The following is a 14784-nucleotide window of genomic DNA, read 5'->3' as shown; positions in this document are numbered from 1 at the left end:
CTAACCTTTCCAGTTGAGATCATTTTCCCATGCCGTGCCTACCACTACCATACTAGCACCAGCATCAAATCTATTGTTGATATCCTCAATCGTTTTTAATCCACCGCCTACGATAACAGGTATGGACAATATATCGCTCACCTTGGAGACAATTTGTGGCGATACGGGAAATCGTGCGCCACTACCTGCTTCCAGATAGATAAGTTGGTTGCCCATGAGTTGACCAGCTAGCGCAGTATTAGAAATTGCCATGTGATCCACTTGTGACATAGGCAGCGTTTGTGAAACTCTACTCACCGCAGACTCATGACCACCATCCAGCAATAGATAAGCGGTAGGTATAATTTCCAGCGTGGTATTTCTCAATTGAGCAGCTGCCTTTACCTGCTGGCCGATTAAAAATTCTGGATTGCGACCTGATATCAAGTTTAAAAACAACAAGCCATGCGCCTGCTCGCTTACCTGACTGGCAGATCCTGGAAAAAGCACGATTTGCAAATCAACAACTTGTTTCAAGTGAGTCAGCCATTTATCGATGGAAACGTCGTGCATGGTACTGCCGCCTACTAGCAATAAAATTTGATCTAGACGCAATGATTTTGTTAGGTGTGAGGTGTTTGATGATAACGCTTTCGCGAAAGCTGAAACATCATCCAGCGACATCTTTTCTGGATCCAATAAAATACTCAATGTGCGATTGTGCAGCTTGATGCTTTCTAGGATTGTCATGCCGTCGCTGGTAAAATGTAAACAAGTGTAAAATCTTCAAAAGAGGTGAAAAAGGCCTCATAATGCCACGTATTGCCCTCAAAAACGGCTTTGCAGGTCGTTTTTTGATCTTTTTGCTCAAATTTTGAGACTTTACAATGCTCCTTAAAACCTAGACCTTTCTTGCTAATGCTTTTATACATAGATTCTTTGGCGCCCCAAATAACCGTCAAATCTTCTACCTCATTTAGGGATTGCGAGAGGTATTCTTTCTCATAACCTATGAACTTAATGGCAATGCGTTTGATTTTCTCACGCTGCTTTTCAATATCAATACCAGTTGCAACATCGCTCACGATAACAGCGGTATATTCAAAACTGTGCGTGATGCTTATGTTACGACCATCTCGTAGATGTGGCTTACCATGATCATCATAGAATAAATCGTGATCGTTGTAACCTGCCGCGTCAAGCAGATGCCTGATGCTTAAAAATCCACGTCTGTGCAGTTCTGACGACATGGTAAATAGCCTGTTGATACTATTTTGATTGAGCTCTATTCCTGATCTTAACCATGCCTCTGATTCTTGAATATTCCACACGTAAACGGTCGAATTAAAGGCATTTGTTATGGTTTTAATAAGAGGCATGAAATCTGCTGCTTTATTCGTAATTTTGCACTCGCAATTTAAGAATAATTTATGCTATTAAGTTGTTGGTTTTTAAAGGGATCAGCCACTTATAAGTAATTAGAAAATCAATTTATGAGCACAGAAACCATCCCATACGTACCTTACAAAGTAAAGGACATCTCACTAGCAGAATACGGCCGTCTAGAAATAGAACTTGCCGAGGCGGAAATGCCAGGACTTATGGCATTGAGAGAAGAGTATGGTGAATCACAGCCGCTTAAAGGTGCGCGCATCGCTGGATGCTTGCATATGACCATACAAACAGCCGTACTTATCGAGACGCTTGTCGCCCTAGGTGCAGATGTTACCTGGTCCAGTTGTAATATTTTCTCTACACAGGATCATGCTGCTGCTGCTATCGCCGCTGCTGGTATTCCTGTTTATGCCTGGAAAGGTATGAATGAAGAAGAATTTAATTGGTGTATCGAGCAAACGCTCTTCTTTGGTGAAGATCGCAAGCCACTCAATATGATCCTAGATGATGGTGGTGATTTGACTAACATGGTTTTTGACGAGTTCCCAGAACTTGCAGCAGGAATCAATGGATTGTCTGAAGAGACTACCACTGGAGTACACAGATTATACGAGCGCATGAAAAATGGAACGCTGGTAATGCCTGCCATCAATGTGAATGATTCTGTAACCAAATCTAAATTTGACAATAAGTACGGTTGTCGCGAGAGTGCAGTAGATGCCGTACGTCGTGCAACAGATACCATGCTAGCTGGTAAGCGTGTGGTAGTTTGCGGTTATGGTGATGTAGGTAAAGGTACCGCAGCATCATTTAGAGGTGCTGGTTCTATAGTTACAGTAACTGAGATTGACCCAATCTGTGCGTTGCAAGCCGTGATGGATGGATTTGAAGTTAAGAAACTAGAAAGCGTTGTTGGTACTGCAGATGTAGTTATCACAACTACTGGTAATAAAGACATCATACGTGGTGAGCATTTCAAGAGCATGCGCGACAAGGTGATCGTTTGTAACATAGGTCACTTTGATAACGAGATCGATGTCGCTTTCTTAAACAATAACTACGGCGATACCAAAACCGAAATCAAGCCACAGGTGGATAAGTACACGATTGACGGTAAGGATATTATCTTGCTAGCTGAAGGTCGTCTAGTTAACCTAGGTTGTGCAACAGGTCACCCAAGTTTTGTAATGAGTAACTCCTTTACAAACCAGACACTGGCGCAAATTGAGCTCTGGACAAATGTAGATGCCTATGAAAATAAGGTATATATGTTGCCTAAGCATCTAGACGAGAAAGTAGCAGCACTGCACCTTTCAAGAATGGGCGCAGAGCTTACCGAACTTAAGAAAGACCAGGCAGATTATATAGGCGTAGAAGTAGCTGGACCATATAAGCCAGAATATTATAGATATTAGGAATGTTTTACTATATTCCCGCGACTATATAAATAATGATTGTTTCGCTTATGCGAAAGTTGCTAGTGACAAATAGCTAGCCTATTTAAATACAATTAATGGAGGAATTAAAAGAAGAAGCTAAAGAATACATCGGCATGTCGATGAGCAACATGTCCACGAGTGATCGTGTTCATGCATCTCGTAAAGGCAAGAGAATAGTATTGGCACTTAACGAGATATACAAGGAAACGAAAGACGAAGACATCATGGATCTCATGAAAGAAATGACCGTCAAGAAACAGAAGATAGAGAAACGTCTCAAAGGACGTCCATAACACTAGAAAGCCTCAAATTTTATTTGGGGCTTTTTTATAGACCAACAAATCATGTCTCAAGAAAAAATATCAGTGGAGAAAAATAATTGGTTTATTGTAGAAATTATTGAAAAGTGTGAACCAGCTAATCGAGATCAAACACAAGATCTGCGCAGAGTAATGACCTGGGGAAACCACCACTTAATAAAAGCTAATTCTGCAGAACATGCGTTTGATAAGGCTGTGCAATTAGGAAAAGAATGTAACTATAAATTCGTTAATTCCGACAAAATAGAAATGGAATCGTCCTTTGTTGGAATTGGAGAATTAATCCCTATTTATGAAGATATCGAAGATGGTTCTGAATTAATGTGGATGGATTATGGTTTAATTAGTGATAGAAGAACAATGAAAATGCCCTATCAGAAAAAAGAACTTATGGATTTATTGAAACCGAAAAAGGGTGATCATAAATCCTAAACTACCTTTAACTATAAATCACCTATAGTAATTTTGAACAAAATAATCCGTTCTTGTTCCCTCTAAACGCGCTTATGAAAACTGCTTACATTCCAATATTATTGCTTGTCATTTTTCTATCATCCTGCACCAACGACTTCCAGCGCAAAACAATAGAAACCGAAAATCTAAGCGGTTATATTGAGGCTGGTAATCCAGTAGGTATTTATGGAGATGCAGGTTTAAAGATCACTCAGGACTCTATCCAGATGACCAATTGGCCGGTTTCAAAACTTACTGAGTCGCTCAAAAATGTTATGGATACCGTGATAGCAACACCAGGTAATATGACTGACGTTTACACAATTCAAATAGCCAACAAAGGTCAATTGGAACAGCGTGAATTTGTAGATTCTCTTATTACTGTTTTCTCTCGTCACGGTTTGATCAATTAACTATGAAAATCAAATCAGTAAGACCTTTTATAGGATCTGCAGACTTTAAAACTTCTAAAGAGTTTTACTTGACCCTAGGCTTCAAGGAATTATGGTCGTCTTACAGCATGTCCTATTTTGATTATAATGGCTTCGGCTTTTACTTGCAGGATGCCTATGTAAAAGATTGGGTTGATAATACCATGCTCTTTTTAGAAGTTAGTGATCTTGAGGAAACTCATCAGGGTTTTAAATCTCTTGATCTCAAGGAGAAATTCCCAAAATCAAAACTATCTGAAATTGTAAAAGACGATTGGGGCGACGAATTCTTCCTGCACGATCCATTGGGAATCCTGTGGCATATTGGGACTTTTAAGGACAACCAATAGCCTTATCTAATCCAACCTACTTTCTTGCGCCACTCGTCATACTCTTTTTTGCGAGCTCCTGAATCTTGAGGTACTTCGCTTTCTTTTACCGCTTGTCGCCTCATTATTATAGTCTGTTGCTCAACGGTATTCAACCCTAGCTCATGACGGCGCTGGTTCACAAGACCTGCATCGTCCATTAATTGTGGACTCATCATACCTTGATCATCCCAATCAAACTGGGTACCATATAGCTGTGGTTTATCTTGAAATACCGCTATACGATCAGACAGGTAGGCAATCGGTATACGATACGCATCTTCATTATTAGCTAACCGTTGTAAATGAGTCAAACATGATTTCATGAAAAGAGGTTTGGAAATGGCGTGTTGTATCACTAGCCAGGCCGCATCGCTCGCCTCTTTGCCTACTTTATCTATACTAGGAAAACCTATCTCATCAATAATATCCTGCAACTTGTCAGCATTCACATTGTGCAACGCTTCCATTTGTTCATTATAGCCATCATTCAACTCGCTAGATTCGATTAATCTATCACGCATCGCGAGATCTGCCTTCTTGAGATCGATGATTTGCTTTGCTAGTTTTGGATACTTCATGATAGTAGAAAAGTAGCTATAAAAACAAAAATCCCAACCAGTTTCCTGATTGAGATTTTAAAATAATGTTTGAGAACTAATTAAGCCTCAGCTCCTGGTACGATAGATACGTATGATCTATTATTTCTCTTCTTAGTGAATTTAACAACACCATCAACTTGAGCGTGTAGGGTAAAATCTTTACCTGCATACACGTTCTCACCTGGGTGATGCTCCATACCGCGCTGGCGTATGATAATATTACCAGCAACTGCATCTTGTCCACCAAAAATCTTCACGCCTAGGCGTTTCGATTCTGATTCTCTACCGTTTTTAGAACTACCTACTCCTTTTTTGTGAGCCATGATAATTTATTTAATGTCTCGATCTATCGAGAGCGGTTATACTTATTTTTCAACGCCGCCGTCAAGACGATCTTGAAGTTCTTTTAATTCATCCCACTTACCATCTGCAGCAAGTTGAGCTTGTTGTGGCCATGTATCTGGCACGTGATTGCCTCTTACATCAGCAATGATTTCAGAGATTTTTGCTGGATCAGCTTTTGCTAACTCTGCAAATGTTCCCATTCCTGCATCAGCTAGTGTGCTGGCGATTTTAGGACCTATACCTTCAATCTTTTTAAGATCATCACCTTTGGCAGTAGCTTTTTTAGCTGGAGCTTTTTTTGCTGGCGCTTCTTTCTTTGCTACTTCGCCCTTAGGAGCTTCGGTAGGTTTTACTTCTTTTGCAACTGGTTTGTCGTCTTTTTTTGCTTTCGCGGAAGCGGAACTAGAAGAAGACTTTTTACCACCTTTTGCAGATATGCTTGAAATCTGAATCTCTGACAAATACTGTCTGTGACCGTTTTTCTTGCGGTATCCTTTTCTACGTTTCTTCTTGAAAACGATTACTTTGTCACCTTTAAGGTGTCCCAGAACTTTTGCCTCAGCAAATGCTCCTTCTATAGCTGGGGCGCCGAGAGTGATGTTGTCGCCGTCACCTATTAAGAGAACCTTATCGATGGAAATGGTCTTTCCTTCATCCTCTTGTAGGCGATGTACGTACAACTTCTGATCTTGCTCGATCTTGAATTGTTGCCCTGCTATCTCTACGATTGCGTACATAACTAGTTATTAATGTGATTAATTTTGGGCTGCAAATATACTCCTATTGCTCAAATAAGCAAAGTTATAAACAATTATTAAACAGCTTTGTAAAGCATTAAAACGAGAGGCGATATGATTGTCTAAGAGTGGCAATATGGTAGCCTATTCGAAATAAAAAGATTGTCCTCACTATATGAGTCTATACCTTAAAAGTTTCAGGTATAGTAAAAGTCATAATGATTTTATAGCAAATTGAATAATGTTCAAAACACTAACTAGTGCTTATCATTCATTGGATTTTGCTTTTTGCGCATGCGCTTTGTATTCCATGACTGCTTATAAATAGGTATAACTACTAATGCAGATATGATGGTGGTTGCAATTCCTGAAAGAAAAATGAACAGTAAGATAGCCACTTCAATACCACTACCAGCAATGGTGATCTGTTCCTTGAGACTCTGTGCCAATTCTGGATCGATCTCAAATAGATAAACTGCCATAAAAATGGTGAAAATGGTCGTTCCTATGAAGCCTGAGGCAAGTGCAGCCGTAAAGCCTTCCATGTATTTGAAATCTTCCTTTTCGTGTTGATAAACATCGCGCACGGCTAGAAACAAACATCCAGCTGTGATTACTGCATTAAAAAATGACAAGTAAATTGTAGTAGAGAAATTCAACAAATCAATGATCAAAAAATATATAATCAGTGTTGCTGCTATATATAATCCGTATTTATAGGTATTCTTCATAAGGCACTCTTGGCTTTGGTCGAGACGTAAAAGTAAGAGTAAATGTAGTGTTTTAGGGAACTTTGAAATTACTTTAACTCAATTTGAACATCAACCACCTACTTTTAAAGCAAGATTAAATTGTAACAATTCCATACTGTTGCATACTAACCATGAACTATTTAAAACCAAATGAATAATGAATAAAATTGTTTTAAGTCTGGCAGTCGCTTTTGCATCTGCAATAGGATTTGCACAACAGGTCGACTTTGAGGAGTATGACCTTCCTAATGGACTACACGTTATCCTTCACCAAGAAAATGCTGCGCCAGTTGTTACGGCTGGAGTGATGTATCAAGTAGGTGCCAAAGATGAAGAACCAGGAAGAACTGGATTTGCCCACTTTTTTGAACACCTGCTATTTGAAGGTACTGAAAATATTGAGCGCGGTGAATGGTTCAACATTGTAGCGGCCAATGGTGGTAGCAATAATGCCAACACTACTCAAGATCGCACCTATTATTATGAGACATTCCCATCTAACAAGTTAGAACTAGCTCTATGGATGGAAAGCGAGCGAATGCTGCACCCACAAATTGAACAGATAGGTGTGGATACCCAAAATGAGGTAGTAAAAGAAGAAAAGCGTCAACGTATTGACAATGCTCCTTATGGTGCAATCATTTACCGTACAGGTATTGACAAGCACTTGTTCAAAAAGCACCCTTATGGTCAATCTGTAATAGGAAGTATGGAAGACCTTAATGCTGCAAAGCTTGAAGAATTCAAAGCTTTTAACGATAAATATTATAATCCTAACAATGCAACGCTTGTAGTTGCTGGTGACATTAATATTAATGACACTAAGAAAATGATTGAGGATTACTTTGGCCCGATCGAGAACAAAGCACCACGCAATACTCGCAAGTCAATTGTTGAGGCACCAATCACATCAACTAGATATGCTACGGAATATGATGCGAACATCCAGATTCCAGCAAAAATCTTTTCTTATGTAACTCCTAAGTCTATTGATAGAGATGCCTATGTACTTGACTACATATCTTCTGTACTTACAGGTGGTAATTCTTCTCGTATGCAGAAGCGTATGGTAGAAGACGAGCAGATCGCATTTCAAGTTTTAGCATTTAATCAGGCTAATCAGGATTACGGCACTTATACGATGGGTGCACTTGCTAAAGGTGATACCGAGCTAAGCAAACTTGCTGAAGTAATGGATGAAGAGATCAAAAAACTTCAAACTGAATTGATTACTGAGCGTGAATACCAAAAACTTCAAAATCAATTTGAAGCACAATATGTAAGTTCTAATTCAAGAGTACAAGGTATTGCGGCCTCACTAGCAACATACAATATGCTTCAAGGTGATACTGATCGTATTAATAAAGAGTTAGATATCTATAGAAGTATTACACGTGAAGATATCAAGCGTGTAGCTAACCAATACTTGAAACCTAATCAACGTCTAGAGCTTGATTATCTAGCAGGTGAGGCGCCAACTAGTGAAGAAGATGCTAAGGAAGAAGTAGAAACCATGAAAGAAGAAGTTACTGAAACCGGTACTGATAAACTAGAAATGGAGAACATCTACTTTGGTTATGACGAAGCAACTTTAAACAGCAGTTCAAAAAGAACGCTAGACATGATTGCTAACAAGATGAAAGAAAATAGCGAGTTGATGCTACAAGCAATGACATATACTGACAGCCGTGGTAGCTCAAGCTATAACCAGATGCTGTCGCAGCGTCGTGCAAATGCAGTTGCAGGTTACCTAAGAGGTAAAGGCATCGCGTCAAACCGTATAACTGCCATGGGTAAAGGAGAATCCAACCCAGTAATAAACTGTGAGTCACAATCATGTACCGAAGAGGAACACGAGCAAAACCGCAGAACTGAATTTACCATCACAACAAAATAAGCAAAATGAAAAAGCAATTAATATATGTAATGGCACTCTTCCTCGTAGGAATGACTGCCACCGCACAAATTGATAGATCAAAGGTTCCAACATCCGGGCCAACACCAGAAATTAATCTAGGTGAACCATACACATTTGAACTTAAAAATGGACTACAGGTATTAGTGGTTGAAGACAAAAAACTTCCTACTATAGTAATGAGTCTTGACCTAAATAATCCACCAATTTTTGAAGGTGACAAAGCTGGTGTGCAGTCGCTTGCAGGTTCTATCATGGGTAAAGGAACCACTAAAACTCCTAAGGAGAAATTCAATGAGCAGGTTGATTACCTAGGAGCAAGAATCAATGTAGGAACAGGTGGTGGTTTTGCAACGACACTATCAAAATATACTGAAGAAGTAATGGCTCTGTTTGCAGAGGCTGCTTTGAACCCTAATTTTACTCAAGAAGAGCTAGATACTGAAAAGTCACAGCTTATTGAAGGAATTAAGTCAGGTGAGAATAGTGCCGCTGCTGTTGCAGGTCGCGTACGCAGTGCATTAGTTTATGGAACCGATCACCCAGCTGGTGAATTTGCTACTGAGGAGACGATAAATAATGTAACTGTAGCTGATGTGAAGGAGTTCTATAACTCCTACTTCGTGCCTTCTAAAGCTTACTTACTTATTAGTGGTGACATTGATGGTAAGGATGCTAAAAAGCTAGTGAAGAAATACTTTGGCGACTGGAAAGCAAAAGATGCTCCTAAGCCTAATCTTCCTGAAGTGAACGACGTTGCCATGACACAAATCAATTTTGTAGACGTACCTAACGCAGTACAGACTGAACTTGCTGTTTACAATCTTTCAGAATTAAAAATGAATGATGAAGATTATCATGCAGCTTTAATTGCAAATTATATTTTTGGTGGTGGTTTTGGCTCATACCTTAATATGAACCTACGTGAAGAGAATGGTTATACATATGGTGCTGGATCAGGTCTAGGCGCTGGTAGAAACTACAAATCCACATTCCGTGCGACCAGTAAAGTGCGTAACGAGGTGACTGATAGCGCAGTAGTAGAGACCATGAAGGAACTGAACCGCATACGTACAGAGTATGTGAGCGATGAAGATCTTTCAAATGCAAAGGCTAAATTCCTAGGAAATTTCATCATGCAGTCTGAGGATAAATCAGTCGTTGCAGATCGTGCCATAACTATAAGAACCAATGATCTTGACGAGGATTTCTACAAGGATTTCATTAAAAACATCAATGCAGTAACTAAGGAAGATGTAAAACGTGTAGCTAACAAGTACATGAAGCGTGATAACATGCGTATCGTTCTTGTAGGTAAAGCAAGTGACGTTCTTGAGAATCTTGAGAAGATGAAAATCGATGGTAAGAATGTGCCTATCAAATACTATGACAAATATGCAAATCCAGTAGAGAAGCCATCTGGTGTCGATATACCAGCTGACGCTACCGTAAACACCGTACTGGCAGATTACGTCAAGGCAATAGGTGGTCGCGATGCAGTGACTGACGTCAAGAGCATCGCACTTATCGGGACAGCATCTTCACCAATGGGTGAACTGTTATTGAACATCAAGAAAACAAGCAAGGGTCAATACAGCCAGACAGTTAGTGTAGGCGGTAATGTAGCCATGAAGCAAGTATACAATAACGGTAAAGGAAAGATGAGCGGCATGCAAGGTAACATGGAGCTAGAAGGTGACCAACTAGAAGCAGTGGCTCAGGAAGCGGTTCTATTTCCAGAATTTACCTATCCAGATCAAGGCTCACTTGCAGGTGCAGAGATGATGGATGACAAAAAAGTTTACGTTATCCAGTGGACAGACACTAAAAAGAGATTCTATGACATGAGCAGCAATCTATTGCTGGGTGAAGAAGTCACTGCAACTTCACAGGGTCAAGAATTCAAGCAATTGACTCGATTTGAAGATTACAAAGAAGTCAAAGGTGTGAAATTCCCAACTGCTATTATTCAAAATCTTGGTGGTCAAGAGATCAGATTCAACATAAATACCATCAAGGTAAATGAAGGTGTTGTAGATTCAGATTTTGAGTAGATAGGTAATTGCTGTAGTTACGCTTTCGCGAAAGCGTAATCACATCTAATATCTCTACATAATTACAAAGCCAGTCTCTAATCAGAGGCTGGCTTTTTCTTTGCGCTGGTTACAAGAATCACCGCAAAAATGATTACAGCCGTGGCAACAAATTGCCATATATTAAAATCTTCACCATCTAAAATACCCCATGTGAGGCCGATAACAGGCATCAAATAAGTAACAGAACTCGCAAAAACCGGCGATGTTATCTGGACTAATTTGTTGAACATGATCTTGGCAGCAACAGTACCAAAAAGACATAGTACCAGAATAAAACCTAGACTCTTTAAGACTGGCTCACTGGTAAATTCAATGCTCGCTCCATCAGCCGATAAGAAAACAATGATGGCAAGCGGTAGTATGAATACAAAATTTGCCGTAGCAATAGCCAGCGGTTTGATTTCCTGCAGGTAACGCTTGATTATATTGACATTACTCGCATAACAGGTACAAGCGATGAGAATGAGACCTGCAAAAAGATAATTTTGCTCTGGATTGTTCTCCATTCCTGCAAGTACAAGCCCTACTGCGCCTGTTAGTCCTATGATAACACCTAATAATTGCTTTTTTGAAAAGCCTATCCCAAAAACTATCGCGCCTAGAATCAAGGTGATCAACGGTACGGTAGAGTTGAGTATGGCACTAATGGCGCTATCGATTTCAGTTTGTGCGTAGGCAAACAAAAATGCAGGAAAGAAAGTGCCCAGCAATCCAGAAAGTGCCAGCCATGGCCAGTCCTTGCGCTTGGTTTTGGAGAAAGATTTCCATCCTATAGCAATCAGTATAGTGCCTGAAATCATGGTGCGCAACGCACCCAGCTGCAATGGTTCCAGTACCAGATTGCCATTACCGTCTTGACCCAACGCCTTTTTAATAAGAATAAAAGAACTACCCCAAATTATGCTCAGGGTAACTAGATAAACGTACTTTAATTTAGAATCATCCATGGTAACAACGTTTATCTAAATGGCGCCACAATGTTGCAGCGCCACTATTTGAAGTCAAAAATTATAGCCTACTAAGAGATCCTCTATATGATCCTGTGACAGTTCTTCTATCTTGAGTATCCAGATCAAAGGTAATATCATAATCATTTCCAGATTTAGAAAGAATCACCTCACCACCAATGACTGCTAACTGCGTTCCCGTTTCTTCCTGGATATCATAATCTATGATAACAGCAGCATCTACAAGAGTAAAGCTATCACGATCTTGGGCAAAAACGTATGTCCCATCAGATAGATCTTCCATATCATCGCTATTGAGGTCTAAGTAGATAGCATCGCCTTTTCCTCTTATTTCCTCACTATCAAAGTCAACTTCAAAACCATCACCCAGAAGAGTGATGTCAAAGTCATAACTATCATTACCGTTATCTCCATAATCTTCTATGAATCCTTGTGTTAGAGCGTAGTCATCATCACCTAAAGTAAAAAAGTTCTCTCCAATATTGTTGTCATCATCATTATCATCGTCGCTCGTACACGATAACGATATAGAGAATAAAGCTAATAAGAGTATTAAGTTGAATTTTTTCATCGGTAATTGAATTTAGTTTTCGTTTTTGTTGTTATTCGTTTTCCACTGCAGTGATTCCATCATCTTGATCATATCTTGTTGTACATAATCCAGCGCTGGTAAAATGCTGTCATAATTAGGCTCAATATTAAAGTAAAGCGAGGCTGTCAAGAAATGCTGTACACTATCAGTAACATAAAACTGTGCATTTGATGCTGCGTTACCTTGTACCTCGTATAACATACCGTACACTTTTTGTTCTGGATTGACATAGGGACGCTCCGTAATACCATCAGCCATTTGATTGTGTGCGTATGATAATTTTTGACCATCGATAAGCAACTCTCTCAAATTAGACTCTACAGGCCGGTAATTGAGAAACAAGGTGGCATCTATATCTGGATAGTTGACTACCGTGGCACAATCTGGTTGGGGATCAGCATTTGATTCCTCATTGATCTGTAGGGAAAACGGACAATCTGTTTTTAAATTTTTATAGGTTGCCTGGTTGTAATCCAGCGCCAGCATCGCATCAGGTTTGGGCAAGACATCTTGATCATTGCAGCTAGCCATGACTACAAGCGCCAATAGGAATCCAATAAGTTTTATGGAGTGGTGCATTTTATTTGCTTGATTCGTTTTTGATCCATGGCTTCAACGAGGAAGACATAATTCTCAAATACTACTTTGTCTAATTTACGAGGAAATTGTCCGGTTTGTTCCAGTAAAAATCCGGCCAGCGTTTCTGACTCACCTTTTACATCTTCAAAAAGTTGTTGCTGCTCCTCACTAATAGCGGTGATTCTATAAAAATCTTTAAGTGAGGTTTTCCCTTCAAAAACATAATTGCGATCATCAAGCTTTGAATAGATCACATCCTCATCATCAAACTCATCGCTTATATCACCTACAATCTCTTCAATAATATCTTCTAGTGAGATCAATCCACTTGTACCACCATACTCATCTACAACTATGGCAAGGTGTTTTTTCTGATCCTGAAAGTCCTGTAACAAGTCGTCCAGCTTTTTATTCTCTGGTACAAAGTACACGTCTCTCAATAACTTAGTCCAGTCATAATTCTTGCGATCTATGTACGGCAATAGATCTTTAACATAGAGTATTCCTGTAATGTTATCAATACTTTCCTTAAAAACAGGAATACGGGAATAACCCTTATCAACTACTTGTGGTATGATTTCTTTGAACTCTAGGGTTTCATCAAGCGCAAAAACATCGGTACGATTGCGCATCACATTTTTAGTATCTGTGTTACCAAAGCTTACAATCCCTTGCAGTAGTTGCTGCTCTTCATCAGTAGTATCATTCTCGTCAGTAAGTTCTAATGCTTGCGATAATTGAGATACGGTAATATTTGATTTTTTGGAACCCAATCGATCCTGAATCTGTAACGTGACGTATCTCATAGGCAAGCTCAAAAAACTAAAGAGCTTGTCAAGAACGTTAAGCGGTATCGCCATAAAGTTTGCAAAACCTACTGGGTTTCTATTAGCATATACCTTTGGAAAAATCTCTCCAAATAGCAGAATTAAAAAGGTAACCAAAACTACCTCTAGAGTAAATTGTACTACGGGATTAGTAATCGACACAAACCAAGATTCTGCCAGAATGCTGAAAATGAGCACTGATGTAATATTGATCGCATTATTGGCAATCAAGATGGTCGCGAGCAGCTTTTTAGGTCTATCCAGTAGCTTCGCAACCATATTACGCTTGGGAAAATCTGGATTTCCCTCTTCAAGGACGCTATTACTTAATGAGAATAGAGCGACTTCAGCGCCACTTATGAGCGCGCTGGACAGTAACAATAGTATAAATACAACCAGATAGATAATGTCTTGTGGTTGCATCATCAATGATAATTGCAATAAATGCGCAGGGTCAGGATCCAATGGCTTTCTATATAGTTATAGGATGATTAAAAGGGTAGATCGTCCTCTTCTTCCACATTTTGTGCTGGTGTGGATGCAGTTTGAGCGCTTTGAGCTGGTGCCGCGTTGACAGCAGGTCTTGAGGGCTGCTGCGCATTAGAGTTGCTCGTATTATTGCTATCACCCTTAGGTGTTAGGAATGTAAATTCCTGCACCTGTATCTCAGTCGTGTAGCGTTGTTGGCCGTCCTCAGTAGTCCATTGACGACTCTTTATGCGACCTTCTATATAGACCTTGTCGCCTTTATGTAAGTACTTTTCACAAACCTCGGCAGCCTTGTTGCGCACAACACAATTGTGCCACTCGGTATTTGACACGCGCTCGCCAGTGGTGCGGTTCACATACTCCTCATTAGTAGCAAGCGGGAAACGACCTATGGAGTTACCACCTTCAAAATATTTCATTTTTACCTCGTCGCCAGTATGCCCTATGAGCATCACCTTATTTAATGTACCTGCCATAATTAGTCTTGTATTGGAGTT

18 protein-coding genes are annotated in these 14784 nt (G+C 39.7%); 7 read left to right on the top strand and 11 right to left on the bottom strand.

The annotated features are described in order from the left end of the window. Complete coding sequence (locus EJ995_RS03185) at positions 1 to 729, bottom strand: geranylgeranylglyceryl/heptaprenylglyceryl phosphate synthase (RefSeq protein ID WP_126445544.1); 729 nt, start codon at positions 727 to 729, stop codon at positions 1 to 3. Next, entirely contained in the window at positions 726 to 1358 is a 633-nt protein-coding gene (locus tag EJ995_RS03180) for a 4'-phosphopantetheinyl transferase family protein (RefSeq protein WP_126445542.1), read from the bottom strand. Before EJ995_RS03180 ends, EJ995_RS03185 begins: the two co-directional genes overlap by 4 nt. Before the next feature lie 114 nt (positions 1359 to 1472). Between EJ995_RS03180 and ahcY the strand changes: the two genes are divergently transcribed. The 5 genes from ahcY (at position 1473) to EJ995_RS03155 (ending at position 4367) form a co-directional block, all read left to right on the top strand. After that, positions 1473 to 2789: an adenosylhomocysteinase gene (gene ahcY / locus EJ995_RS03175; protein WP_126445540.1), complete on the top strand. Its 1317-nt coding sequence runs from the start codon at positions 1473 to 1475 to the stop codon at positions 2787 to 2789. A gap of 98 nt (positions 2790 to 2887) precedes the next feature. Next, positions 2888 to 3106: a hypothetical protein gene (locus EJ995_RS03170; RefSeq protein ID WP_126445539.1), complete on the top strand. Its 219-nt coding sequence runs from the start codon at positions 2888 to 2890 to the stop codon at positions 3104 to 3106. A gap of 51 nt (positions 3107 to 3157) precedes the next feature. Then, the gene (locus tag EJ995_RS03165; RefSeq protein ID WP_206482263.1) at positions 3158 to 3565 is read left to right on the top strand and encodes a DUF4288 domain-containing protein; all 408 of its coding nucleotides are present in this window, start codon (positions 3158 to 3160) and stop codon (positions 3563 to 3565) included. A 74-nt stretch (positions 3566 to 3639) separates the two neighbouring features. Further along, positions 3640 to 3999 carry a hypothetical protein gene (locus tag EJ995_RS03160; protein WP_126445535.1) on the top strand — a complete coding sequence of 120 codons (360 nt, stop codon included), beginning with the start codon at positions 3640 to 3642 and terminating at the stop codon, positions 3997 to 3999. Between the two features lie 2 nt (positions 4000 to 4001). Next, positions 4002 to 4367 carry a VOC family protein gene (locus EJ995_RS03155; RefSeq protein WP_126445533.1) on the top strand — a complete coding sequence of 122 codons (366 nt, stop codon included), beginning with the start codon at positions 4002 to 4004 and terminating at the stop codon, positions 4365 to 4367. Positions 4368 to 4369: 2 nt separating this feature from the next. Here EJ995_RS03155 and EJ995_RS03150 read toward each other — a convergent pair whose 3' ends face one another. From EJ995_RS03150 to EJ995_RS03135, 4 genes are all read right to left on the bottom strand, one after another. After that, on the bottom strand, positions 4370 to 4966 hold the full coding sequence (locus EJ995_RS03150) for a DUF6624 domain-containing protein (RefSeq protein ID WP_126445531.1): 597 nt from the start codon (positions 4964 to 4966) through the stop codon (positions 4370 to 4372). Between the two features lie 80 nt (positions 4967 to 5046). Then, the gene (rpmA, locus tag EJ995_RS03145) at positions 5047 to 5310 is read right to left on the bottom strand and encodes a 50S ribosomal protein L27 (RefSeq protein ID WP_126445529.1); all 264 of its coding nucleotides are present in this window, start codon (positions 5308 to 5310) and stop codon (positions 5047 to 5049) included. A gap of 42 nt (positions 5311 to 5352) precedes the next feature. Next, complete coding sequence (gene rplU, locus EJ995_RS03140) at positions 5353 to 6069, bottom strand: 50S ribosomal protein L21 (protein WP_126445527.1); 717 nt, start codon at positions 6067 to 6069, stop codon at positions 5353 to 5355. Positions 6070 to 6326: 257 nt separating this feature from the next. Beyond that, complete coding sequence (locus tag EJ995_RS03135) at positions 6327 to 6800, bottom strand: DUF4199 domain-containing protein (RefSeq protein WP_241234681.1); 474 nt, start codon at positions 6798 to 6800, stop codon at positions 6327 to 6329. 178 nt (positions 6801 to 6978) lie between these two features. On the opposite strand from EJ995_RS03135, the gene EJ995_RS03130 reads away from it, so the two are divergent. Next, entirely contained in the window at positions 6979 to 8718 is a 1740-nt protein-coding gene (locus EJ995_RS03130; RefSeq protein WP_126445525.1) for an insulinase family protein, read from the top strand. Between the two features lie 5 nt (positions 8719 to 8723). After that, positions 8724 to 10790 carry an insulinase family protein gene (locus EJ995_RS03125; protein ID WP_126445523.1) on the top strand — a complete coding sequence of 689 codons (2067 nt, stop codon included), beginning with the start codon at positions 8724 to 8726 and terminating at the stop codon, positions 10788 to 10790. A 77-nt stretch (positions 10791 to 10867) separates the two neighbouring features. On the opposite strand, the gene EJ995_RS03120 is transcribed toward EJ995_RS03125, so the two are convergent. The 5 genes from EJ995_RS03120 to EJ995_RS03100 form a co-directional block, all read right to left on the bottom strand. Further along, complete coding sequence (locus tag EJ995_RS03120; RefSeq protein WP_126445521.1) at positions 10868 to 11779, bottom strand: DMT family transporter; 912 nt, start codon at positions 11777 to 11779, stop codon at positions 10868 to 10870. 61 nt (positions 11780 to 11840) lie between these two features. Further along, positions 11841 to 12371, bottom strand: a complete 531-nt coding sequence (locus EJ995_RS03115) for a hypothetical protein (protein WP_126445519.1) — start codon at positions 12369 to 12371, stop codon at positions 11841 to 11843. A 12-nt stretch (positions 12372 to 12383) separates the two neighbouring features. After that, positions 12384 to 12971 (bottom strand): gliding motility lipoprotein GldD, encoded by a 588-nt coding sequence (gene gldD, locus EJ995_RS03110; protein WP_126445517.1) that lies wholly within the window; start codon positions 12969 to 12971, stop codon positions 12384 to 12386. Continuing rightward, positions 12956 to 14263: a gliding motility-associated protein GldE gene (locus EJ995_RS03105; RefSeq protein ID WP_394342061.1), complete on the bottom strand. Its 1308-nt coding sequence runs from the start codon at positions 14261 to 14263 to the stop codon at positions 12956 to 12958. Before EJ995_RS03105 ends, gldD begins: the two co-directional genes overlap by 16 nt. Positions 14264 to 14289: 26 nt before the next feature. Continuing rightward, positions 14290 to 14763 (bottom strand): single-stranded DNA-binding protein, encoded by a 474-nt coding sequence (locus EJ995_RS03100; RefSeq protein WP_126445512.1) that lies wholly within the window; start codon positions 14761 to 14763, stop codon positions 14290 to 14292. Between the last annotated feature and the right edge of the window lie 21 nt (positions 14764 to 14784).

It is taken from the genome of Nonlabens ponticola (genome assembly GCF_003966335.1).
Lineage (GTDB): Bacteria > Bacteroidota > Bacteroidia > Flavobacteriales > Flavobacteriaceae > Nonlabens > Nonlabens ponticola.
Note: the sequence above shows the minus strand (reverse complement) of the source record. Positions and strands in the feature narration are given on the sequence as shown.

Bases quoted from the DNA above. Each gene is read 5' to 3' on its own strand.
- EJ995_RS03185 (WP_126445544.1), bottom strand. From the start codon at position 729: ATGACAATCCTAGAAAGCATCAAGCTGCACAATCGCACATTGAGTATT.
- EJ995_RS03180 (WP_126445542.1), bottom strand. From the start codon at position 1,358: ATGCCTCTTATTAAAACCATAACAAATGCCTTTAATTCGACCGTTTAC.
- ahcY (WP_126445540.1), top strand. From the start codon at position 1,473: ATGAGCACAGAAACCATCCCATACGTACCTTACAAAGTAAAGGACATC.
- EJ995_RS03170 (WP_126445539.1), top strand. From the start codon at position 2,888: ATGGAGGAATTAAAAGAAGAAGCTAAAGAATACATCGGCATGTCGATG.
- EJ995_RS03165 (WP_206482263.1), top strand. From the start codon at position 3,158: ATGTCTCAAGAAAAAATATCAGTGGAGAAAAATAATTGGTTTATTGTA.
- EJ995_RS03160 (WP_126445535.1), top strand. From the start codon at position 3,640: ATGAAAACTGCTTACATTCCAATATTATTGCTTGTCATTTTTCTATCA.
- EJ995_RS03155 (WP_126445533.1), top strand. From the start codon at position 4,002: ATGAAAATCAAATCAGTAAGACCTTTTATAGGATCTGCAGACTTTAAA.
- EJ995_RS03150 (WP_126445531.1), bottom strand. From the start codon at position 4,966: ATGAAGTATCCAAAACTAGCAAAGCAAATCATCGATCTCAAGAAGGCA.
- rpmA (WP_126445529.1), bottom strand. From the start codon at position 5,310: ATGGCTCACAAAAAAGGAGTAGGTAGTTCTAAAAACGGTAGAGAATCA.
- rplU (WP_126445527.1), bottom strand. From the start codon at position 6,069: ATGTACGCAATCGTAGAGATAGCAGGGCAACAATTCAAGATCGAGCAA.
- EJ995_RS03135 (WP_241234681.1), bottom strand. From the start codon at position 6,800: ATGAAGAATACCTATAAATACGGATTATATATAGCAGCAACACTGATT.
- EJ995_RS03130 (WP_126445525.1), top strand. From the start codon at position 6,979: ATGAATAAAATTGTTTTAAGTCTGGCAGTCGCTTTTGCATCTGCAATA.
- EJ995_RS03125 (WP_126445523.1), top strand. From the start codon at position 8,724: ATGAAAAAGCAATTAATATATGTAATGGCACTCTTCCTCGTAGGAATG.
- EJ995_RS03120 (WP_126445521.1), bottom strand. From the start codon at position 11,779: ATGGATGATTCTAAATTAAAGTACGTTTATCTAGTTACCCTGAGCATA.
- EJ995_RS03115 (WP_126445519.1), bottom strand. From the start codon at position 12,371: ATGAAAAAATTCAACTTAATACTCTTATTAGCTTTATTCTCTATATCG.
- gldD (WP_126445517.1), bottom strand. From the start codon at position 12,971: ATGCACCACTCCATAAAACTTATTGGATTCCTATTGGCGCTTGTAGTC.
- EJ995_RS03100 (WP_126445512.1), bottom strand. From the start codon at position 14,763: ATGGCAGGTACATTAAATAAGGTGATGCTCATAGGGCATACTGGCGAC.